18 protein-coding genes and 1 tRNA gene are annotated in these 21,362 nt (G+C 72.5%); 13 read left to right on the top strand and 6 right to left on the bottom strand.

Features of this window, described 5'->3' with window-relative positions; translation table 11 throughout:
* Positions 1–3 precede the first annotated feature (3 nt).
* Positions 4–891 (bottom strand): polyphosphate polymerase domain-containing protein, encoded by an 888-nt coding sequence (locus O7608_RS31385; protein WP_289207974.1) that lies wholly within the window; start codon positions 889–891, stop codon positions 4–6.
* Between the two features lie 204 nt (positions 892–1,095).
* Here O7608_RS31385 and O7608_RS31380 point away from each other — a divergent pair, with 204 nt between their 5' ends.
* Positions 1,096–1,848: a response regulator transcription factor gene (locus tag O7608_RS31380; RefSeq protein WP_289207973.1), complete on the top strand. Its 753-nt coding sequence runs from the start codon at positions 1,096–1,098 to the stop codon at positions 1,846–1,848.
* Positions 1,848–3,437 (top strand): sensor histidine kinase, encoded by a 1,590-nt coding sequence (locus tag O7608_RS31375; protein ID WP_289207972.1) that lies wholly within the window; start codon positions 1,848–1,850, stop codon positions 3,435–3,437. Before O7608_RS31380 ends, O7608_RS31375 begins: the two co-directional genes overlap by 1 nt.
* Before the next feature lie 310 nt (positions 3,438–3,747).
* On the opposite strand, the gene O7608_RS31370 is transcribed toward O7608_RS31375, so the two are convergent.
* Positions 3,748–5,466: a dolichyl-phosphate-mannose--protein mannosyltransferase gene (locus tag O7608_RS31370; RefSeq protein ID WP_502959157.1), complete on the bottom strand. Its 1,719-nt coding sequence runs from the start codon at positions 5,464–5,466 to the stop codon at positions 3,748–3,750.
* Between the two features lie 95 nt (positions 5,467–5,561).
* Positions 5,562–6,563: a hypothetical protein gene (locus O7608_RS31365; protein WP_289207971.1), complete on the bottom strand. Its 1,002-nt coding sequence runs from the start codon at positions 6,561–6,563 to the stop codon at positions 5,562–5,564.
* Between the two features lie 41 nt (positions 6,564–6,604).
* Between O7608_RS31365 and metG the strand changes: the two genes are divergently transcribed.
* Positions 6,605–8,407 (top strand): methionine--tRNA ligase, encoded by a 1,803-nt coding sequence (gene metG, locus O7608_RS31360; protein WP_289207970.1) that lies wholly within the window; start codon positions 6,605–6,607, stop codon positions 8,405–8,407.
* A gap of 6 nt (positions 8,408–8,413) precedes the next feature.
* On the opposite strand, the gene O7608_RS31355 is transcribed toward metG, so the two are convergent.
* A complete protein-coding gene (locus O7608_RS31355; RefSeq protein ID WP_289207969.1) occupies positions 8,414–9,715 on the bottom strand; it encodes a hypothetical protein in 1,302 nt (433 codons plus the stop codon).
* A gap of 163 nt (positions 9,716–9,878) precedes the next feature.
* Here O7608_RS31355 and O7608_RS31350 point away from each other — a divergent pair, with 163 nt between their 5' ends.
* From O7608_RS31350 to O7608_RS31325, 6 genes are all read left to right on the top strand, one after another.
* A complete protein-coding gene (locus tag O7608_RS31350) occupies positions 9,879–10,772 on the top strand; it encodes a TatD family hydrolase (protein WP_289207968.1) in 894 nt (297 codons plus the stop codon).
* Positions 10,769–11,653 carry a 16S rRNA (adenine(1518)-N(6)/adenine(1519)-N(6))-dimethyltransferase RsmA gene (rsmA, locus tag O7608_RS31345; protein ID WP_289211117.1) on the top strand — a complete coding sequence of 295 codons (885 nt, stop codon included), beginning with the start codon at positions 10,769–10,771 and terminating at the stop codon, positions 11,651–11,653. Before O7608_RS31350 ends, rsmA begins: the two co-directional genes overlap by 4 nt.
* A gap of 63 nt (positions 11,654–11,716) precedes the next feature.
* Positions 11,717–12,673, top strand: a complete 957-nt coding sequence (locus O7608_RS31340) for a 4-(cytidine 5'-diphospho)-2-C-methyl-D-erythritol kinase (protein ID WP_289207967.1) — start codon at positions 11,717–11,719, stop codon at positions 12,671–12,673.
* Entirely contained in the window at positions 12,673–14,538 is a 1,866-nt protein-coding gene (locus O7608_RS31335; protein ID WP_289207966.1) for an ABC-F family ATP-binding cassette domain-containing protein, read from the top strand. The genes O7608_RS31340 and O7608_RS31335 overlap by 1 nt, the downstream gene beginning before the upstream one ends.
* A gap of 92 nt (positions 14,539–14,630) precedes the next feature.
* Complete coding sequence (locus O7608_RS31330; RefSeq protein ID WP_289207965.1) at positions 14,631–15,086, top strand: DUF4383 domain-containing protein; 456 nt, start codon at positions 14,631–14,633, stop codon at positions 15,084–15,086.
* A 101-nt stretch (positions 15,087–15,187) separates the two neighbouring features.
* A complete protein-coding gene (locus tag O7608_RS31325) occupies positions 15,188–15,658 on the top strand; it encodes a DUF4383 domain-containing protein (RefSeq protein WP_289207964.1) in 471 nt (156 codons plus the stop codon).
* A 39-nt stretch (positions 15,659–15,697) separates the two neighbouring features.
* Here the strand turns inward: O7608_RS31325 and O7608_RS31320 are convergent, their stop codons facing one another.
* Both O7608_RS31320 and O7608_RS31315 read right to left on the bottom strand, forming a co-directional pair.
* The gene (locus O7608_RS31320; RefSeq protein ID WP_282229564.1) at positions 15,698–16,303 is read right to left on the bottom strand and encodes a TetR/AcrR family transcriptional regulator; all 606 of its coding nucleotides are present in this window, start codon (positions 16,301–16,303) and stop codon (positions 15,698–15,700) included.
* 165 nt (positions 16,304–16,468) lie between these two features.
* On the bottom strand, positions 16,469–17,440 hold the full coding sequence (locus tag O7608_RS31315; RefSeq protein WP_289207963.1) for an acyl-CoA desaturase: 972 nt from the start codon (positions 17,438–17,440) through the stop codon (positions 16,469–16,471).
* Positions 17,441–17,652: 212 nt separating this feature from the next.
* Here O7608_RS31315 and O7608_RS31310 point away from each other — a divergent pair.
* From O7608_RS31310 to O7608_RS31295, 4 genes are all read left to right on the top strand, one after another.
* A tRNA-Gln gene (locus O7608_RS31310) sits at positions 17,653–17,724 on the top strand.
* Between the two features lie 36 nt (positions 17,725–17,760).
* Positions 17,761–19,299: a bifunctional UDP-N-acetylglucosamine diphosphorylase/glucosamine-1-phosphate N-acetyltransferase GlmU gene (gene glmU / locus O7608_RS31305; RefSeq protein WP_289207962.1), complete on the top strand. Its 1,539-nt coding sequence runs from the start codon at positions 17,761–17,763 to the stop codon at positions 19,297–19,299.
* A 63-nt stretch (positions 19,300–19,362) separates the two neighbouring features.
* Positions 19,363–20,343 carry a ribose-phosphate diphosphokinase gene (locus tag O7608_RS31300; protein ID WP_289207961.1) on the top strand — a complete coding sequence of 327 codons (981 nt, stop codon included), beginning with the start codon at positions 19,363–19,365 and terminating at the stop codon, positions 20,341–20,343.
* Between the two features lie 308 nt (positions 20,344–20,651).
* The gene (locus tag O7608_RS31295) at positions 20,652–21,320 is read left to right on the top strand and encodes a 50S ribosomal protein L25/general stress protein Ctc (RefSeq protein WP_289207960.1); all 669 of its coding nucleotides are present in this window, start codon (positions 20,652–20,654) and stop codon (positions 21,318–21,320) included.
* Positions 21,321–21,362 lie beyond the last annotated feature (42 nt).

Below are 21,362 nucleotides of genomic sequence, written 5' to 3'. Positions count from 1 at the left end.
GGTTCAGCCCTTCGCCGATGCGCCGATAGAGAGCAGTTCGTCATCCGACCGGTCGACGACCGGTGCGGGTTCGGCGTCCGGGACGTGGAACACCGACCGGGGTGCCCGGCCGAACGCCTCGACGCTCTGGCAGTACTTGCTGACCCGGACCACCGACAGGTTGGCCTCGGCGGCGAGGTCGGTCAGCCAGTACGGGACCCGCTCGTTCGCCTTCACTTCCATGATCGAACGCGACGGCGGCACGATGAACCGGTTCTCGGCGTCGGCGCCGAGGTGGAAGTCCCGGTCGCGGCCGCGTACCCGGGTGTCGAGGGTGACCCGCAGGCCCAGGTCGGCCCCGGACCCGACGAAGGCCTGCCGCTGGTAGCCGGTGATCGCCACCGGGCGCAGTCGCAGGCCGGAGACCAGGCCGAGGACCTCCTGGACGAAGCCCCGCTGCGGGCGGGCGTGCTCGATCATGTCGCGGTCGTCGCAGAGCCGGCGGGCCAGCCGGTACGGCAGGGCGATCCGTCGTTTCTGGGTCACCCGGTTCACCCGCTGCTTGATCTCGACGTAGACGGTCGTGTCGTCGTCGATGCCGGTCCGGTCGCCGTAGTGCCGGATCCTGATCTTGCGGCGGAACCGCAGCCCTTCGATCTTCTCCCAGTAGAAGCGCAGGTCGTCGGTGTCGTAGTAGAGGCTCCACACGCCGTACCCGTCGACGCCGGCGTGGCTGTCCCGGTCGAGCCGGGCGGCGAGCCGTTCGCGCAGCGCCGGCACCGCCGCGTTGTCGACCAGGTACTTGATCTCGTACCGGTTGAACGCGTGCAGCCGGGAGGCGCCACGCAGCGCGTGCCCCGCCCGGTCGTCGCCGGGACTGGTCGATGTCGCTGACGCCGGTTCGGGGCGCATAGGCGGAGTCCTCACCTTCAGGTAGGGCCGATTCGGTGCGAAGGTGAGGAAACACCGGCGAGATCAAAACAACCTCGGAACGGACTGCGAACCTCAGGTGTACGGGATCTGACGCGGCGGTGTCGGCTGGCGCAGACGTCGGCTTCCCGGCAACCCACAGCCGGCTCCCAGCCCGCTCCGAGGCTCGGCCGGTAGGCATGCCTGATGACGCCAACCGCCGCGAGCAGCCGCTCAGCCGGGACCGGGACCGGCCGGCACCCCCGGATCCTGGTCGTCGACGACGAACCCAACATCGGCGCGCTGCTCGCCGCCACGCTCCGGCTGATCCAGTTCGACGTACGGGTCGTCGACGGCGGCCGGGCCGCGCTGGTCGCCGTCGAGGAGTTCGAACCGGACCTGATGGTCCTCGACGTGATGATGCCGGACCTGGACGGGTTCGAGGTGGCGCGGGCGATGCGCCGGGGCGGCCGGCCCGTACCGGTGCTGTTCCTGACCGCGCGTGACGCCCTGCAGGACCGGATCGCCGGGTTGACCGTCGGCGCCGACGACTACGTCAGCAAACCGTTCAGCCTGGAGGAGGTGGTGCTGCGGATCCAGGCGATCCTGCGCCGCGCCGGAGTGACCGCCGAGCCCGGCCCCGCTGACCGGGTGCTGCGCTACGCCGACCTGGAGCTCGACGAGGAGGCCTACGAGGTGCGCCGCGCCGGTCGGCGCGTCGACCTGTCGCCCACCGAGTTCAAGCTGCTGCGGTACCTGATGGTCAACGCCGGCCGGGTGCTGAGCAAGAGTCAGATCCTGGACCGGGTGTGGAGCTACGACTTCGGCGGGGACGGCCGGATCGTCGAGTCGTACGTCTACTACCTGCGCAAGAAGATCGACCAGGAGGAGCCGGCGTTGATCCACACCGTCCGGGGTGTCGGTTACACGCTGCGACTGCCCCGCTCGGCCGACGACTGATGCCGACACCGGTGCCGGTCCGCCGCCCGAGCGGACGCCGGTTCGCCGTACGCCGGTGGTCGCACTGGACCCTGCGGTCCCGGCTGGTCGTCGTGACCGCGGCGCTGACCGCCGTGGCGCTGGTGCTGGCCAACTCGGCCGGGCTCGTCCTGCTGCGGCGCAGCCTGACCGACCGGGTCGACGAGCAGTTGCGGCTGATGAGCCGACCGTACGCCAGCGCGGCACCGCCGTCGCTGGACCCGGACGGACGCCGGCCCCGGCTGTTCGCCGGCCCTTCGCTGCAGCCCGCCCAGGTGGTTCTGCTGTACGACGCCGACGGCACCCTCGTCCAACAGGCTGTCTCCGATCCGGACGTCGCGCTGCCCCGGCTGGGCGACTATCCGCAGCTGACCGCGCAGGCGGGCACCGCCGGTCCGTACACCGTGGCGGCGACCGACGACGGCGACTCCTGGCGGGTCCTCGTCGTCGGCCGGGCCGACGGCGGCGTCGCGGTGCTCGGGGTGTCGCTGCACCAGATCGACGCCACCGCCGACACGCTGCTGGTGATCGACGTCGCGGTGGTGCTGCTGATCCTGTTCCTGCTCGGCCTGGGCGCTGCGGCCACGGTCCGTCTCGGGTTGCGCCCGTTGACCCGGATGGGGCACATCTCGGCGGAGATCACCGCAGGTGACCTGTCCCGTCGGGTGGCCGACGCCGATCCGCACACCGAGGTCGGCCGGCTCGGTGGCGCGCTGAACTCGATGCTGGACCGGATCGAGGCCGAGGTCGCCGCGCGGACCGCCTCCGAGCAGCGGCTGCGGCAGTTCGTCGCGGACGCCTCGCACGAGTTGCGCACCCCGCTCACGTCGGTCCGTGGCTTCGCCGAGCTGTACCGGCGCGGCGGGGCACCGCCCGGCCCCGAGCTGGACGAGGCGATGCGCCGGATCGAGGCGGAGGCCGCCCGGATGGGGCTGCTGGTCGAGGACCTGCTGATGCTGGCCCGGCTGGACCACCGCCGGCAGCCGGTACGTCGACCGGTGGACCTGCTCGCCGTCGCGGCGGACACGATCCGCGACGCGTACGCCCGTAACCCCGACCGGCCGGTGCGGATGGTGGCGGCCGGCTCCGGCACCGACGCCGTACCGGACCTGCAACCGGTCTCGGTCGCCGGTGACGAACCGCAACTACGCCAGGTGGCCGCGAACCTGGTGGCCAACGCCCAGCAGCACGCCGGCCCGCAGGCCGAGATCACGGTACGGGTGGGCACCGTCCGGGTCGGGGTCGACGCCGCACCCGGCCGACTGCTCGCGGCGGTCGGCCGGGACCTGCCGGCCGACGTGCCGGTGGCCGTGTTCGAGGTGGCCGACACCGGCCCCGGGGTGCCGCAGGTCCACGCCGGTCGGATCTTCGAACGGCTCTACCGGGTCGATCCGAGCCGGTCCCGGGCCGGTGGCGGTGGGTCCGGGCTCGGGCTGGCGATCGCCGCCGCCATCGTGGACGGTCACGGCGGTCGGATCGAGCTGTTCGACCGGCCCGGCGGCGGCGCGGTGTTCCGGGTGCTCCTGCCTGGCCCGGTGTCGTGCCGGCCGGTGGCGGCGTTCCGGCGGTGACCTGCCGGCACGGGGCAGCAAATCGGCCTAAGTAGTTAAATGCCTGTTTGGTCCGTTGTTCCGGTGCGTGCTGAAGCGCAAACTAGCTACGGTTGCCCCGTTGTGCCGTGCGGTTGGCCTGGCTTAAGATTTCCATGCGCGCCCCTATCGCCCGCTTCCCCCGTGGCAGGCGATCGGGGCGCGCTTTATTGTGCGTAGCGCCCTTCCCGTGGCCCGCTCCACCTGCGGTTCGTCGATCTTCAATCGAGCACAGTGGACTAATGTGTGCGGTAGGTCCATGATCGGCTGACGGCGACCCCTCGCCGGCCGGTCAGATCCAGCGACCGCCCAGCCACATCCGGCTCGACCAGTCCTCGTACGGCAGCGCCTCGCCGACGAAGATCGGATAGAAGTACGCGAAACAGACCGCCACCAGCAGCACGTACGCTCCGACGATCACCGCCCCGATCATCCGCCGGTCGTTGCTCGCCGGATCCTGCCCGGCGCTCTCGGCGCCGGGCGTACCGCCCATCGCCCCCCGGCCACCCGGCAGCGCCTCGGCCAGCCGGGCATCGGCCGGGGTGGCGATGGCACCGAGCACGTACGTCACCGCCAGCACCAGGAACGGCAGCGCGGGGGCGGTGTAGAAGGAGAACATCGTCCGGCCCTCGGTCGCGTAGTAGAACCAGGGCAGCAGACCGGCGGCGACGCTGGCCAGGATCGCCCCGGCCCGCCAGTCCCGTCGGGCGATGCCCAGCCAGAACAGCGCCGCCAGTGCCGGCAGGAACGACCACCACAGCAGCGGCGTCCCCAGCAGCAGCACCTCGCCGGCACAGCTCGGCGCGCCACAGTTGGTCTGGTCGGACCAGTAGAACGCCACCGGCCGGCCGAGCAGCAGCCACTGCCACGGCCACGACTGGTACCGGTGCTCGGTCTCCAGCGTGCTGTGGAACCCGTACGCCTGGGTGTGGTAGTGCCACAGGTTCTGCAGCGCCCCGATCACCGGGGCCTCGCTCATCCCGTTGTCCGCCCGGTAGTGCCGCAGATAGCCGCCGTCGGTGCCCAGCCAGCCCGACCAGCTCACGATGTACGTGGCGAGGATCAGCACCCCGCCGAAGAGCAGCCAGCCCACCTCGTCGACGATCGTGTCCCGCCACGGCCGCCGGACGCCGACCGAGCGGCGCAGACCGACCTCCCAGAGCACCACCAGCAGGCCGAAGACCGGGATGAACCACAACGCGCTCCACTTGACGGCGAGCCCGCAGCCGAGCAGCAGCGCGGCCAACAGCCGCCACCAGGGGACCGCGACCGACGGGCGGCCGGCCCGACCGGGCAGGCTCGGGTCGAGCCCCGACTCGATGGCCCGTAGCCACCGTCGCCGGCTCCAGTCCCGGTCGAGCACCAGCGCGGCGAACGCGGCGAGGACGAAGAACGCCAGGAAGATGTCGAGCAGTGCGGTGCGGGACAGCACCAGGTGGAATCCGTCCAGCGCGAGCAGCAGCCCGGCCGTGCAGCCCAGTACGGTGGACCGGAAGAGCCGCTCCGCCGTCCTGGTGAGGATCAGCACCATCAGGATGCCCGCGACCGCCGCCGCGATCCGCCAGCCGAACTCGTTGAAGCCGAACTGCCGGATCCCGAGTGCGATGATCCACTTGCCGAGCGGGGGATGGACGACGTACGCCGGGGTGTTGTTCTGCTCGTCCCACTCGAAGCCGTACTGCAGGAGCTCGTTGCCCTCGTTGGCGTAGTAGACCTCGTCGAAGACCAGGCCCGGCGGGTGGGTGAGGTTGACCAGCCGCAGCACGGCGGCGATCAGCACGACCGCCGCCGTGGCCAGCCAGGACCACGGCCGCAGCCGGTTGTCCAGCGGCGCCAGCCGGCGGCGGACCACGGCCGGCAGACCGCCGCCGCCCGCCGACCCCCGGTCGCCGGTCGGGTCGGCGCCACCGGAGGGGTCCCGGCCGGCGTCCGGCGGGCTGGCCGGCCGGGCCGCCGTGACCGGAACCTCTGATTCACCGCTCGTCGTGCTGGAAGCTGTCGCCGGAATCACCCCGTGATCGTAGGCTGCCGGACAGCGCCACGGGGAGCTACCGGCCCCGGTTAATATTTCGAGTCGTCGATATCGATGATCGACGTGGGGGTCCGCTACCAGCCGGCCACCAGGAATCCGGCACCCAACAGCAGCGGCGCCGCCAGGGCCAGCAGCGTCGCCCCCCGCCGGGCCGCCCGGCTGGCGAGGCGTCGGGCCCCGCTGCCCCAGACCAGCACCAGCGCGAGCAGCGCGATCAGCGCCCAACCGACCGTCCACCGCAGATGCAGCCCGGCCAGGTCGGCGGCCACGTACGCGGTGTCCCGGTCGAGGTGCAGCATCCAGGCGGCCAGTTCGGTGCCGGCCGTGCGGTCCAGCGGTGGTACGCCGAGCAACCGGACCGGCCCGGCCCGGTCCCCGGAGGGTGCCACGAACTCGCCGAGACACCGCTGCCCCAGCCCGTCACCGGTGCAGCCGGTCACCGTCGCGGTGCCGGCCGTTCCGCGGCCGGCGGCCAGCCACAGCGGCTCGGCGCTGACCCAGCCCAGGAACGCCGCCGCTGCGGCGACCAGCAGAATCCAGGCCAGCCCGGTCGCCGGGCGTCGGGTCCGCCGCCGCCGACGCCGGCGGCGGCTGGCCCGCGCCGGAGATCGGGCCGGCGGTGTCGGCGTACCGGATCGGGCCGGCGGCGTGGCCGGCCGGACCGTGACCGGCGGTGGATCGGCCGCCGGTGCGTCGGCCTCGTCCGTGATCGCGGCCTCGGCCTCGACCGCCGGTGTCGGCCTCGTTCCCGATACCGGCGACGGCACCTGGGAGGGCACCGGGTCGGGTGGGGTGCCGCCGTGCCACCAGGTGGCCTCGGGGCCGGCCGCCGCCCACGGGCTCGGCAGCCGCGACCGGCGTGGCGGCCGGCGTCGCGGCACGCGGGACGACTGCTCGGTCGGCGCCAGCGCCGGCCGAGCAGCCTGATCGTCGGACCGGGCCTCGCCCGGCTCCGGTACGGCTGCTTCCCCGGTCACCCCGCCATTTGACACCCCGACGGGCGGGGCGGGGGCGAAGCCCCGGGGCGTGTCGCGCCGGTACGGCCCGGCACCGGGCGCGGTGGGAAGGCTCGTCAACCCGTTCGCGTACGCCCGGTGACAATCATTAGGCTGGTGCCATGAGTCACGTTCTCGCGGCGGTCGCCTGGCCTTATGCCAACGGGCCCCGCCACATCGGCCACGTTTCCGGCTTCGGCGTCCCCTCCGACGTGTTCAGCCGGTACATGCGGATGGCCGGCCACGACGTGCTCATGGTCTCGGGCACCGACGAGCACGGTACGCCGATCCAGGTGCAGGCGGACCGCGAAGGGCTCACCCCCCGCGAGTTGGCCGACCGCTACAACCGGGTGATCGTCGAGGACCTGCACGGTCTGGGGCTCTCCTACGACCTGTTCACCCGGACCACCACCGGCAACCACTACCGGGTGGTCCAGGAGCTGTTCGAGACGCTGCACCGCAACGGCTACATCGTGCCGAAGACCACGCTCGGGGCTATCTCGCCGTCGACCGGCCGGACGCTGCCGGACCGCTACATCGAGGGCACCTGCCCGATCTGCGGCTACGACGCGGCCCGGGGTGACCAGTGCGACAACTGCGGCAACCAACTCGACCCGGTCCAGCTGATCAACCCGAAGTCCAAGATCAACGGCGAGACGCCGAACTTCGTCGAGACCGAGCACTTCTTCCTGGACCTGCCGGCGTTCGCCGAGGCGCTCGGCCGCTGGCTGGACAGCCGCGAAGGCTGGCGGCCCAACGTCCTACGCTTCTCCCGCAACCTCCTCGACGACCTGCAGCCCCGGGCGATCACCCGCGACCTGGAGTGGGGGGTGCCGATCCCGCTGGAGGGCTGGCGCGAGCGCGGCGACAAGCGGATCTACGTCTGGTTCGACGCGGTGATCGGTTACCTGTCGGCCTCGATCGAGTGGGCCCGCCGCACCGGTGACCCCGACGCCTGGCGCCGCTGGTGGACCGCGGACGCCCAGGGCAAGGACGCCCGCGCCTACTACTTCATGGGCAAGGACAACATCGTCTTCCACTCGGTGATCTGGCCGTCGTTGCTGCTCGGCTACTCCGGCGAGGGCGGCCGCGACGGCGAGCCCGGCGAGCTGGGCCGGCTGCACCTGCCGACCGAGGTGGTCTCCAGCGAGTTCCTCACCATGGAGGGGCGCAAGTTCTCCTCGTCGCGTCAGGTCGTCATCTACGTCCGCGACTTCCTGGCCCGCTATGACGCCGACGCACTGCGCTACTTCATCGCCGTCGCCGGACCGGAGAGCCAGGACACCGACTTCACCTGGGCCGAGTTCCGCCGCCGCAACAACGACGAACTGGTCAACGACTGGGGCAACCTGGTCAACCGGTCGATCTCGATGGCGGCGAAGAACTTCGGCGCGATCCCGCCGGTCGACCCGGCGGGGCTGACCGCCGCCGACGAGGCGCTGCTGGCCACCAGCCGGGCCGCGTTCGGCACGGTCGGTGCCCTCATCGAACGCCACCGGCAGAAGCAGGCCATCGGCGAGGCGATGCGGGTGGTCGCAGACGCCAACCGCTACCTGTCCGACCAGGCCCCGTGGAAGCTCAAGGGCGAGGCCGACAAGCCCCGGATGGGCACCATCCTGCACGTCGCCCTCCAGGTGGTCACCGACGCGAACACCCTGCTCACCCCGTTCCTGCCGCACTCGGCGCAGCAGATCCACGAGCTGCTCGGCGGCACCGGCGTGCACGCGCCGATGCCGCGCATCGTCGAGGTCGACGACCTCGACGGTGGTCCGGCGTACCCGATCCTCACCGGTGACTACCAGGAGGGCGCCCGGTGGGAGTCCCGCCCGGTCGAGGTCGGCCGGCCGCTGGCCGCGCCGAAGCCGGTGTTCCGCAAGCTCGACGAGTCGATCGTCGACGAGGAGCTGGCCCGGCTCAGCGGCTGAGCCGGTTCACCACTCGTACGGCAGGTCCGTCGGGCTCTCGTCGGTGATCTCCACGGTCGGTGCCCAGACCTCGTACAGCCCGCGTTCGTGGCACTGGGCGCCGAGCGCGGCGACCGCCTCCGGGGTGGGCCGGCACAGCCGCAGCCGGCTCCACCCGGACTCCTGGCGCAGCACCTGGCAGCGGGCGTCCCGCCAGGTGGTGAAGCGCAGCCGCCGGGCCAGCGACTCCACCGGGTAGCGGGCGGCCCGGGTCATCGCCAGCACCCGGAACTCGCGGGGCGGGTCGGCGACCGCCTCGTAGGGCTGCCCCTGGTAGGTGCCGACCAGCTGGGTCGACTGCGGCAGGTCGCCGGTGCGCAGGTACTCCTGGTCGGACGGTACGTCCGGGATGCCGTCGAGCAGGTGCCGCCGCTGCGGGCCGGCCATCCGGATCCAGCCGCGCTGCTCCGGCTGGTACGTGTAGAGCACCACCTCGGTGCCGTCCGGGGTGTACGCCAGCAGTGTGGCGTTGGCCGGTAGCGGCAGGTCCGTGCAGCCGGCGGTGACGAACTCCGGGATCAGGTGGTGCTCGCTGGGGGTGAACCCGGTGCCGAGCACCGGCGGGCCGATCCGGTCGCGCGGTGGCATGGCCACCAGACCCTGGTACGCCGGACCGACCGGGACCTCGTAGTCGGCCGCCCCGATGGCCCGCCAGCGCAGCGCGTACGCCACGTCCAGGTTGTCCCGCCCGGCCCCGTCGTCGGTGCGCAGCAGGGCCAGGTCGGCCGGGGTACGCAGATGCGCGATGTCGTACTCGCGGTAGCAGAAGCCGGCGGGGGACCAGCCGCGCAGGTAACCGGCGGCCTGCCGGCCGGAGAGGACCTTCATCATCCGGGTGCCGCGCCGCACCGTGGCGGTACGGCGTACCGCCGTGATCGCCGGGTCGCCGTCACCGGCCGGCGTCTGGCTCAGCTGGTGCAGGTCGTGCCAGCTGGCCGCCTTGGTCAGCGGCACCATCAGCGGGCTGTCCGGGGTCGCCTCGACCCGGTCGGCGCCCTCGGCCAGCGCACCGCCGCCGGTGACGTCGGCGGCACCACCGCTGGCAGCGGCGGCCGGTCCGCCGGGTACCTGGCCGACCTCGCAGGCGTGCACGAACCGGAACCACCGGCCACGGTCGTCGGGCCGGAAACCGGGGGCCGGGTCGGCACTGGTCAGCCGGTACGCCGCGCCTCGGGCGATCTCCTCGGCCGGGTAGACCGCGCCCTCGAAACGCAGCCGCAGGCCGATCGGGGCGTCGGTGACGCCGCCGCGCGCAGAGCTCACGGTCACTTCGCCGAAGGTAGTCGTCGAGTCACCGCGTCGGATGAACGCGTGGTTACCTCAGGATGTCCATTACCGCCGCCGCCGTGCGGCCGGCGCGGGTGGGCCGGTGCGGCCAGGCGCGGGTGGGCCGGTGCCGGGGGCGGACCGGGGCGTGTGATGCTAATCGGCGATGACGCAGCCAGCCGAGACCCGCCGTGCACGGGCGGCCCGCAGGGCCGGGGAGTTCCCGCCGCCGCCGGAGCCGTTGCCCGTACCGGTGATCGACAGCCACACCCATCTGGACCTGACCGTCGCCGAGCCGGCGGTGCCCGGCCGCGACGCCGGCGATCCGGTGGCGACGCTGCTCGCGCAGGCGGCGGCGGTCGGGGTGGACCGGCTGGTCCAGGTCGGGGTGGATCTCGACTCGTCGCGCTGGGGTGCCGAACTCGCGGCGCGGGTGCCGGCGGTGGTCGCCACGGTGGCGCTGCACCCCAACGAGGCACCCCGGCTGGCCGACCTGGACGAGGCGTTGCGCGCCATCGAGTCGTTGGCCGCCGCCGACGCGGTACGCGGCGTCGGGGAGACCGGGCTGGACCACTTCCGGACCGGGCCGGACGGCCTCGCGGCGCAGCAGGCCAGCTTCCGGGCGCACATCGCGATCGCCAAGCGGTACGGCAAACCACTGGTGATCCACGACCGGGACGCCCACGCCGACGTGCTGCGGGTGCTGGACGACGAAGGCGCTCCGGAGACCGTGGTCATGCACTGTTTCTCCGGTGACGCCGAGTTCGCCGCCGAGTGCGTCCGGCGCGGATTCGTGCTGAGTTTCGCCGGTACGGTGACCTTCGGCAACGCCGCCGGGCTGCGGGCGGCGGCCGCGGTGACCCCGGTGGACCAGCTGCTGGTGGAGACCGACGCCCCGTACCTGACGCCGGTGCCGCACCGGGGCCGACCCAACGCCTCCTACCTGGTGCCGCACACGGTCCGGACGCTGGCCGAGGTGACCGGCACCGGGCTCGACGAGCTGTGCGCGGCGATCTCGGCCACCGGTGACCGGGTCTTCGGGCCGTGGGCGGGCCGGTGACCGGGCTGCTCGGCCCGGCGCAGATCCGGGAGCTGGCCGGCCGGCTGTCGGTGGCGCCGACGAAGCGGCTCGGGCAGAACTTCCTGCACGACCCGAACACCGTACGGCGGATCGTGGCCGCCGCCGACCTGCCGCCGGACGCGGTGGTGCTGGAGGTCGGCCCGGGGCTCGGCTCGTTGACCCTGGGCCTGCTGGACCAGGTGGCGCACCTGCACGCGGTGGAGATCGACCCGGTGCTGGCCGGCGCGCTGGGGCAGACCGTCGCCGACTGCGGCGGTGACCTGGCCCGGTTGACCGTGCACACCGCCGACGCGCTGCGGATCACCGCCGCCGATCTCGGTACGCCGGCACCGACCGCGCTGGTGGCGAACCTGCCGTACAACGTGGCCGTGCCGGTGGTGCTGCACCTGCTCGCCGAGCTGCCGAGCCTGACGCACGGGCTGGTGATGGTGCAGAAGGAGGTCGCCGACCGGTTGGTCGCCGGTCCGGGCTCGCGCACGTACGGCGTACCGTCGGTGAAGCTGGCCTGGTACGCGGCCGCCCGGCACGCCGGCCGGGTCCCGCCGAGCGTGTTCTGGCCGGTGCCCAACGTCGACTCCGGATTGGTGGCGTTCAGTTGCCGGCAGCCGCCGCCGGTGCCGCCGGGGGAGTCGTCGGAGCGGTTCCGGCGTCGGGTGTTCGCCGTGGTCGACGCGGCGTTCGCGCAGCGGCGCAAGACGCTGCGGGCGGCGCTGGCCGGCTGGGCGCAGGGCGCGGACCGGGCGGCGCAGGTGCTGACGGCGGCCGGGGTGGCACCGGGCGCGCGGGGTGAGGCGCTGGGTGTGGCGCAGTTCGCCGCGATCGCCGCAGCGGCGCCGGTGGCCGCTCCGGCGGCCGAGTAGGCTGGCTGCCGTGATCGTGACGAGAGCTCCGCGTGCCGCCCGCGTCAGCGGGGGATTCCCCCGGTGACCGAGGCGTGGCGGCCGGGCGACGACGACGAGCGTTCCCGGCGCGGTGCCCGCGCTTCCGTGAAGGTACGGGTGCCGGCCAAGATCAACCTCAAGTTGGCGGTCGGCCCGCTGCGCCCGGACGGCTACCACGAGATCAACACGGTCTACCACGCGATCGCGCTCTACGACGAGCTGACCGCCCGCCGGGCCGACACGCTGATCCTGACCATGGACGGCGAAGGCACCGGCGAGCTGGCGTTGGACGACTCCAACCTGGTGCTGCGAGCCGCCCGCGCGCTCGCGGCGCACGCCCGGGTGCCGGCCCACGCCCGGCTGCACCTGCGCAAACAGATCCCACTCGCCGGCGGCCTGGCCGGCGGCAGCGCCGACGCCGCCGCCGCACTGGTCGCCTGTGACGAACTGTGGGGGATCGGGCTGTCCCGCGACGAGCTGGCCGGGCTGGCCGCCGGGCTCGGCTCGGACGTGCCGTTCCTGCTGCACGGCGGTACGGCGTTGGGCACCGGGCGGGGCGAGGCGGTCAGCCCGGTGCTGGCCCGCCCCACCACCTGGCACTGGGTCGTCGCGGTCGCCGACGGCGGCCTGTCCACCCCGCAGGTCTACGCCGAGCTGGACCGGCTGCGGGCCGTCGGTGCCGCTCCGGCCCCGGTCGGCCCGGCCGACGACCTGCTGGCCGCGTTGCGCCAGCGGGATCCGCACGTGCTCGCCGGTGCCCTCGGCAACGACCTGCAGCCGGCGGCGGTGTCGCTGCGTCCGGCGTTGACCCGGGTGCTGGACACCGGGGTGGCCGCCGGCGCGCTCGCCGGTCTGGTCTCCGGGTCCGGCCCGACCTGCGTGTTCCTCACCGCCGACGGTGCCGACGCGCAGACCGTGGCGGGCGCGCTGACCGACGCCGGGGTCTGCCGTACGGTGCACCTGGTGCACGGTGCCGTCGCCGGGGCCAGGCTGGTCTGATGGTGAACATCGTCAATCTGGACCGGGTCGGCAAGGGCTACGGCGCGGTCGGTCAACTGCTCACCGACGTCTCCCTCGGCCTGGACGACAGCGACCGGATCGGGGTGGTCGGCCTCAACGGCGCCGGCAAGTCGACCCTGCTGCGGCTGCTGACCAAGGCCGAGGAGCCCGACTCCGGGCGGGTCACCCACCGGCGGGACCTGCGGGTCGCCGCGCTGCCGCAGACGTTGACGCTGGACGCCACGGCGACCGTCCGGGACGTGGTGCTCGGCACCGCCTGGCTGCCCGAGGGGTTCGGCGCGGAGCACGAGTGGGCCGGTGACGCCGGGGTGCGGACCGTCCTGGACGGTCTCGGCATGGGCCATCTCGGCCTGGACCAGCCGGTGGGGCCGATGTCCGGCGGCGAGCGGCGCCGGATCGCCCTGGCCGCGCTGCTGATCCGCCCCGCCGAACTGCTGATCCTCGACGAGCCGACCAACCATCTGGACGTCGCCGGGGTGGCCTGGCTCGCCGCGTACCTGGTGCAGCGGCGCCGGGGCGCGCTGGTGGTGGTCACCCACGACCGGTGGTTCCTCGACGAGGTCTGCACCGACACCTGGGAGGTCGCCGACCAGACGGTCCGGGCCTACGAGGGCGGGTTCGCCGCCTGGACGTTGGCCCGCGCCGAACGCGAGCGGGTGGCGGCGGCCACCGAGGCCCGCCGGCAGAATCTGCTGCGCAAGGAGATCGCCTGGTTGCGGCGCGGACCACCGGCCCGTACGTCGAAGCCACGGTTCCGCATCGAGGCGGCCAACGCGTTGATCGCCGACGTGCCCCCGCCCCGGGACACCGTCTCGCTGCACCGACTGGCCACCGCCCGGCTCGGCAAGCAGGTCTACGAACTCGACGACGTCACCGCGTACGCCGGGGAGAAGCTGATCCTCGACGGCCTGACCTGGCGGATCGGCCCGGGGGACCGGATCGCGATCGTCGGCGCCAACGGCGCCGGCAAGACCACGCTGCTGCGGCTGCTGGCCGGGGCACGGACCCCGCAGCAGGGCCAGTTGGTCACCGGCGCGACCGTCCGTCCGGCGTTCCTGTCCCAGGAGCTGGCCGAACTGCCCGGCGAGCTGCGGGTGCTGGAGGCGGTGGAGGAGGTCGCCCGCCGGGTGGTCTTCGGTGACCGGGAGCTGGCCGCCACCCAGTTCGCCGAGATGTTCGGCTTCACCGACCGGCGGCTCTGGACGCCGGTGGGGGACCTGTCCGGTGGCGAACGCCGCCGGCTGCAGCTGCTGCGGCTGCTGGCCGCCGAGCCGAACGTGCTGCTGTTCGACGAGCCCACGAACGACCTGGACACCGACACCCTGGCCGCGTTGGAGGACCTGCTCGACTCGTGGCCGGGCACGCTGATCGTCGCCAGCCACGACCGCTACCTGATCGAGCGGGTCACCGACGAGGTGTACGGCATGTTCGGTGACGGTCGCCTGGTGCACCTGCCGGGCGGGGTGGACGAGTACCTGGCGCGGGCGGGCAGCACCGGCTCGGCCGCCTCGGCCACCGGCTCGGCCACCTCGGGTGCCGGCTCGGCCGCGTCGGCTGGGGGGTCGTCGCCGGCCGGCGACGGCACTGGCGGCACCGGCGGGTCCGGCGGGTCCGCCGCCGGGCGCAGCGCCGGGGACCTGCGGGCGGCCCGCAAGGAGCTGGCCCGGCTGGAACGCCAGGTCGGCAAACTGGAGCAGCAGGAAGCGGCGCTGCACGAGGAGCTTGCCCGGCACGCCACCGACTTCAGCCGCCTCTCCGAGCTCGACACCCGGTTGCGTCAGGTGCAGGCCGAACGCGGTCGGGTCGAGGAGGAGTGGCTGGCGCTGGCCGAGCAGGTGAGCTAGGCCGCGCCGGGCAGGGCCACCCTTCGTGGCCGCTGACCCATGAGCGACAATCGTCGGCGACCACCCCCCGTCCGGCGTTGGAGACAGACCCCATGGCGCACACCCCTGTGAACCACCCGGCCCGGCCGATCTACCGGGCGATCGGCGCGCTCACCGGCCTCTATCTGGCGATCTTCGGAGTCGTCGGGCTGATCGTCACGGCCGGCGACGCGCCGTTCGCCCAGGACGACACGCGGGTGCTCGGGCAGGGCGCGAACTTCGGGTTCGCCGCGGTGTCGCTGCTGCTCGGTGTGCTGGTGCTGGCCGGGGTCGGGATCGGCCGCAACGTCGACACGGCGATCAACAAGATCCTGGCGTACGGGCTGATGGCGCTGAGCCTGGCCGAGCTGGCGGTGCTGCGCACCGACGCCAACTTCCTCAACTTCACGGTCAGCACCTGCGTCGTCGTCATGATCGTCGGGCTGGTCCTGCTGATGGCGGCGATGTACGGCAAGGTCGGCACCGAGGACGAGGCCAAGGCCTGGCAGGACGGCCGCCTGCTGCTCTGAGCCGTTCGCCTGCGAGCGGCCCGACCAGCGGGGGACAATCCGCTGCGGAGGTGCCCGCGTGCCGGTCGCGTGGGCCACGGCCAGCGACAGGAGCGGCAGCCATGGCGCACATCCCGGTCAACCATCCGCTGCGCCCGGTCTACCGGACGATCGCCGGGTTGACCGGGCTGTACGTCCTGATCTTCGGCATCGCCGGAGTGCTCGCCACCTGGGGCGACCCGCTGTTCGCCCGCGACGACGTGTGGGTGCTCGGGCTGCGGACCAACCTGGCGTTCTCGTTGTCGTCGGTCGCGTACGGCGGGCTGATCCTGATCGGGGCGCTCATCGGCGGTCAGGCCGGGCACTTCGCCAACCTGACCATCGCGGTGGTCTTCATGGTGACCGGGCTGCTGATGCTCGGCCTGCTGCGGACCAGCGCCAACTTCCTCAACTTCTCGATGTCCACGGTCGTCGTGTCGTTGCTGTTCGGCATGGTCTTCCTGGCCACCGGGCTGTACGACAAGGTCGGCCCGGTCGAACCCGCCGATGCCGACGACGATCAGCAGCGTCACCCGCAGCGGGCCGGCCGCTGACCTGCCGCTGACCGGCGGATCGCAGCGGATCAGCGGATCTCAGCGGGTCCGGCGGCGGGTCAGCAGGGTGGGCCTGGCCTCCAGGTGGGACAGCCCGTTCCAGGCCAGGTTGACCAGGTGCGCGGCGACCGTCTCCTTGCGCGGTTTGCGGACCTCCAGCCACCAGCGGCCGGTGAGTGCCACCATTCCGACCAGGGCCTGCGAGTAGAGCTCGGCGAGTTTCGGGTCGTACCCGCGGCTTTTGAACTCGGCACCGAGGATGTGCTCCACCTGGTGCGCGACGTCGTTCATCACGCTGGAGAAGTTGCCGGCGGCCGACAGCAGCGGCGACTCGCGGACCAGCACCCGGAAGCCGTTGGTCTCGGTCTCGATGTAGTCCAGCAGCGCCAGCGCGGCCTGTTCCAGCAGCTCGCGTGGATGTCCGGCGGTGAGCGCGGTGGTGATCCGGTCCAGCAGCGCCCGGACCTCGCGGTCGACGACGACCGCGTACAGGCCCTCCTTGCCGCCGAAGTGCTCGTATACGACCGGTTTGGAGACTTTCGCCCGGGAGGCGACCTCCTCGATCGAGGTGGCGTCGAAGCCCCGCTCAGCGAACAGCTGCCGACCGATGGTGATCAGCTGTTCCCGGCGTTGCGCGGCTGACATGCGGACCCGGGAGCTCGGCTTGGCCGGCACCGCCGGTGGTGGCGGCGGTGCCGGCGACGCGGGTGTCCGGGGCCGCGCGACGTCACCGTTGGTGATTGGGTTGTCAGTCACTCGGCCCATCCTGCCAGTGCCGGGCTACCGGGCGGGTGCCCGGCACTGTCCCGGTCAGACCTCGGTGACGGACTTGATGCGCTTCGCGGCGATGCGTTCCGGCTTGGGCCAGCGGACGTTCGACGCGGCACCGGACTTCTCCAGCAGCCAGATGACCCGGGCGGAGATGTCGATCTGACCGCGCAGGACGCCGTGGCGGGCGCAGGTCGGGTCGGCGTGGTGCAGGTTGTGCCAGCTCTCGCCGAAGGAGAGGATCGCCAGCGGCCAGAAGTTCGACGCCTTGTCGCCCTGGCGGACCTCGAACGGGCGCTCGCCGTAGACGTGGCAGACCGAGTTGATCGACCAGGTGATGTGGTGCAGCAGCGCGACCCGGACCAGGCCGGCCCAGAAGAACGCGGTCAGCGCACCCTGCCAGGACCAGGTCACCAGGCCGCCGATCGCCGCCGGGGCGACCATGGTGAACACGACCAGCGCCGGGAAGAACTGGTCGATGCGGCGGATGTCCTTGTCGGCGAGCAGGTCAGGGGTGAAGCGCTCCTGGTTGGTCAGGTCACGGTGGAACAGCCAGCCGACGTGGGCGTAGAGCAGGCCCTTGGTCAGACCCCAGACGCTGGTGCCGAAGCGCCACGGGGAGTGCGGGTCGCCCTCGATGTCGCTGTAGGCGTGGTGCCGGCGGTGGTCGGCGACCCACTGGATGATGTTGCCCTCGATGGCCAGCGACCCGGCGAGCGCCAGCGCGATCCGCAGCCAGCGCTTGGCCTTGAACGACCCGTGGGTGAAGTAGCGGTGGAAGCCGACCGTGATGCCGAGTCCGGCGACCACGTAGAAGACCCCACCGATGATCACGTCGGACCAGCCGAGCCAGCCGCCCCAGGCGACCGGGACGGCGGCCAGGACCGCCAGGAACGGGATGACCACGAAGGCCCCGAGGGCGATCAGTACGCCGAGTGACTGTTTGCCGACGGTCAGCGGCTTGGGGGCGGGTCCGGGGGTGGTCTGTGGCGGCTCGAGTAGGGCAGTGGACATGGCACCTCGCAGCGGTGACGGGTTCAACCGCTTACGCCGGTACGTGCGAAAGCCCAGTGCGGCGGCCAGCGGTGAAGATCGGAAACTTACGCCTACGTCACCGTAACCTACGGAGCCGTAGTTTTCTACGGTTGATTCCCGCCCGCCACCCGTGCGGGCCACGGCGGTGCGCCGGGACCGGCCCGGCACGATAAGCTGTGCCCGTAGCACGATCGGCCGTGGTGTAATTGGCAACACCTCGGGTTTTGGTCCCGATATTCTAGGTTCGAGTCCTAGCGGCCGAGCTTCCCACGACATCGCCCCCGCCGCAGCGGTGACAGATGTCGTGCCAGGTCAAGCCAGATCGCCGCCGCCCTGACGGGAGCATCCTCGTGGTCCAGCCCCGGTCCCGTACCGTGGTCGTCCTCGCCGCCGGCGAGGGCAAGCGGATGAAGTCAGACCTGCCCAAGGTGCTGCACCCACTGCTCGGCCGGACCCTGGTCGGGCACGTGCTGGCCGCCGCCTCGGCGGCCGCCGCCGAGCAGACCCTGGTCGTGGTCGGGCACCGCGCCGAGCAGGTCACCGCGCACCTGTCGGAGATCGCCCCGGCGGCGCTGCCGGTCCTGCAGGCCGAGCAGCACGGCACCGGGCACGCCGTCCGGCTGGCGATGGCGGCCGCGCCGGACGCCACCGGCACCGTAGTGGTGCTCAACGGCGACGTGCCGCTGCTGCGACCCGAGACGGTGGCCGAGCTGATCGCCGCGCACGAGTCTGCCGGCGCGGCGGCGACCGTGCTGACCGCCGAGGTCGCCGACCCGACCGGGCTCGGCCGGATCGTCCGGGACGCCGTCGGCGGCCTGGAACGCATCGTCGAGGAGCGCGACGCCAGCACCGAGCAGCGCCGGATCCGCGAGATCAACGCCGGCATCTACGCCTTCGACGCGGTCCGGCTGCGCGACGCGCTGGGCAAGCTGACCACCGACAACGACCAGGGCGAGGAGTACCTCACCGACGCCGTCGGCCTGCTCGCCGCCGCCGGTGCCCCGGTCGGCGTCCACGTCGCCGACGACGTCACCGAGACGCTGGGCTGCAACGACCGCGTCGAGCTGGCCCGACTGCGCCGGCTGCTCGCCGACCGGGTCAACGAAGGCTGGATGCGGGCCGGGGTGAGCATCCTCGACCCGGCGACCACTTGGATCGACGTGACCGTCGACGTCGGGCGTGACGCGGTGATCGACCAGAACACCCAGCTGCGCGGGGCCACCACGGTCGGCGCCGGGGCGAGCGTCGGGCCGGACGTCACCCTGATCGACACCAGCGTCGGCCCGGCCGCCACCGTGCTGCGCTCGCACGCCGTACGGGCCCGGGTCGGTGCCGGCGCCAGCGTCGGGCCGTACGCCTACCTGCGCCCGGACGCCGACCTGGCCGAGCGGGCCAAGGTCGGCACCTTCGTCGAGGTGAAGAACTCGCAGCTGGGTGCCGGGGCGAAGGTGCCGCACCTGAGCTACGTCGGCGACGCCACGATCGGTGCCCGCGCCAACATCGGCGCGGCGACGATCTTCGTCAACTACGACGGGGTGCGCAAGAGCCGCACGACCGTCGGGGAGGCCGCCTTCGTCGGCTGCGACAGCAGCCTGATCGCGCCGGTGGAGATCGGTGCCGGCGCGTACGTCGGCGCGGGCAGCGCGGTGACCAAGGACGTCCCGCCGGGTGCGCTGGCGGTCACCCGGGCGTCGCAGCGGGTGGTCGAGGGCTGGGTGCAGTCCCGCCGGGCCGGCACCCCGGCGGCGGAAGCGGCCCGCCGGGCCGCCGCCGACGGTGAGGCGGCCCACCATCACGATGCCAGCGGCACCGTTCCGGGAGATACTGCGACTGACTAGTCCAGCGGCGCCTGACCCACCAGGCCGGCGACCGCCATCACCCGGACGGGAGCAGACATCTCGATGGGCAGCATCGTCGCCGAGAACCGCAAGAGCCTCATGCTTTTCTCCGGCCGGGGGTTTCCCGAGCTGGCCCAGGAGATCGGCGAGGTGCTCGGCGTGGCGCCCACCCCGGCCGACTCGTACGAGTTCTCCAACGGTGAGATCTTCGTCCGGTTCAAGGAGTCGGTCCGCGGTTCGGACGCGTTCGTCGTCCAGTCGGTCACCCACGGGGTGAACCGCTGGGTGATGGAGACGCTGATCATGGTCGACGCGCTCAAACGCGGCTCGGCCAAGCGGATCACCGTGGTGCTGCCGTTCTACCCGTACGCCCGCCAGGACAAGAAGCACCGGGGCCGGGAGCCGATCTCCGCCCGGCTGATCGCCGACCTGCTGCGCACCGCCGGGGCGAACCGGATCCTCACCGTCGACCTGCACACCGCGCAGATCCAGGGCTTCTTCGACGGCCCGGTGGACCACCTCTTCGCGATGGACATCCTGGCCGGCTACGTCGAGCAGCGCTTCGCCGGCCGGCCGATGACGGTCGTCGCCCCGGACTCCGGCCGGGTACGGGTCGCCGAGCGCTGGACCGACCGGCTCGGCGGCTGCCCGCTGGCCTTCATCCACAAGACCCGGGATCCGCTCAAGCCCAACCAGGTGGTCGCCAACCGGGTGGTCGGCGACGTGGAGGGCCGGGTCTGCCTGATCGTCGACGACATGATCGACACCGGCGGCACGATCACCAAGGCCGCCGAGATCCTCTACGAGGCCGGTGCCTCGGACATCGCGGTCGCGGCGACCCACGCGCTGCTGTCCGACCCGGCCACCGAGCGGTTGAAGAACAGCCGGATCAGCGAGGTCGTGGTGACCAACACGCTGCCGCTGCCGGCCGAGAAGCAGCTCGACAAGCTCACCGTGCTGTCCATCGCACCGCTGTTGGCGCGGGCGATCCGCGAGGTGTTCGACGACGGATCGGTGACCACCCTGTTCGGCGGGCTGAGCTGAGCGGCACGTCCGTCGGGCTGAGCGCCACGCCTCAAGGAGGAGCCTGCCGGGCCGACCCGGGGACTGCCTGAAGCCGTTCACCAGGCTCGGGTAGACTAGTGCGGTTGCCACGGCGAGGGTGCCCTGCGGGCCGCTGCTGACCAAGCGCTGCCGCACGGAAGCACCGTGATCGACGCGGTGCTCCGGGCACTGCCCATTGGACGAGCGCCCCGCGTGCCCCTTCGCCCGGCACCGCTGACATCGCATCCGACTCCCCGGAGCCGGATCAGGTTCCCCCGCACGCACTGCCAAACTCCAGGAGTACTCCCGTGTCCGAGGTAAAGATCAGCGCCGAGCCCCGTACCGAGTTCGGTAAGGGTGGTGCCCGCCGTACCCGCCGGGCCGGCAAGGTGCCCGCCGTGCTGTACGGCCACGGCGAGAAGCCCAAGCACATCGCGTTGCCCGCCCGTGAGTTCGCCGCCGCGATCCGCCACGGTGGCGCCAACCAGCTGTTCGCCATCGACATCACCGACGGCACCCAGGCGTTGGCGCTGACCAAGGCCATCCAGCGTGACCCGATCAAGGACACCTTCGAACACGTCGACCTGCTGCTGGTCCGTCGCGGCGAGAAGGTCACCGTGGACGTGCCGGTGCAGCTGGTCGGCGAGCCGGCGAAGAACACCCTGGTGATGCACGAGCACGACACCCTGTCGGTGAGCGCCGACGCGACCCGGCTGCCGGAGTCGCTGGAAGCCTCGATCGAGGGCCTGGAGGCCGGCTCGCACGTCACCGCCGGCGACGTCACCCTGCCGCAGGGCGTGGAGCTGACCGTCGACCCGGAGACGGTGCTGGTCGTGGTCTCCGCCGCGCCGACCGCCGAGCAGCTCGACGCCGAGGCCGGCGTGGCGGCCGAGGAGCCGGCGGCCGAGGAAGGTGCCGGGGAAGGCGCCCCCGAGCAGCCGACCGAGGCGGCGGCCGAGCAGCCCGTCCAGGCCTGACCAGCCGTTCAACGATCCGGGCGTCCCGCTGCTGGCCATGCC

Origin of the sequence: Solwaraspora sp. WMMA2056 (assembly GCF_030345095.1) — a bacterium.
In the GTDB taxonomy this organism is placed as follows: Bacteria; Actinomycetota; Actinomycetes; order Mycobacteriales; family Micromonosporaceae; genus Micromonospora_E.
The sequence above is the reverse complement of the archived record's forward strand: the minus strand, read 5'-3'. Positions and strand labels throughout refer to the sequence as shown.

Coding starts and splice junctions, on each gene's coding strand:
- O7608_RS31385 (WP_289207974.1), bottom strand. CDS start 891: ATGCGCCCCGAACCGGCGTCAGCGACATCGACCAGTCCCGGCGACGAC.
- O7608_RS31380 (WP_289207973.1), top strand. CDS start 1,096: ATGACGCCAACCGCCGCGAGCAGCCGCTCAGCCGGGACCGGGACCGGC.
- O7608_RS31375 (WP_289207972.1), top strand. CDS start 1,848: ATGCCGACACCGGTGCCGGTCCGCCGCCCGAGCGGACGCCGGTTCGCC.
- metG (WP_289207970.1), top strand. CDS start 6,605: ATGAGTCACGTTCTCGCGGCGGTCGCCTGGCCTTATGCCAACGGGCCC.
- O7608_RS31350 (WP_289207968.1), top strand. CDS start 9,879: ATGACGCAGCCAGCCGAGACCCGCCGTGCACGGGCGGCCCGCAGGGCC.
- O7608_RS31335 (WP_289207966.1), top strand. CDS start 12,673: ATGGTGAACATCGTCAATCTGGACCGGGTCGGCAAGGGCTACGGCGCG.
- O7608_RS31330 (WP_289207965.1), top strand. CDS start 14,631: ATGGCGCACACCCCTGTGAACCACCCGGCCCGGCCGATCTACCGGGCG.
- O7608_RS31325 (WP_289207964.1), top strand. CDS start 15,188: ATGGCGCACATCCCGGTCAACCATCCGCTGCGCCCGGTCTACCGGACG.
- O7608_RS31320 (WP_282229564.1), bottom strand. CDS start 16,303: ATGTCAGCCGCGCAACGCCGGGAACAGCTGATCACCATCGGTCGGCAG.
- O7608_RS31315 (WP_289207963.1), bottom strand. CDS start 17,440: ATGTCCACTGCCCTACTCGAGCCGCCACAGACCACCCCCGGACCCGCC.
- glmU (WP_289207962.1), top strand. CDS start 17,761: ATGTCGTGCCAGGTCAAGCCAGATCGCCGCCGCCCTGACGGGAGCATC.
- O7608_RS31300 (WP_289207961.1), top strand. CDS start 19,363: ATGGGCAGCATCGTCGCCGAGAACCGCAAGAGCCTCATGCTTTTCTCC.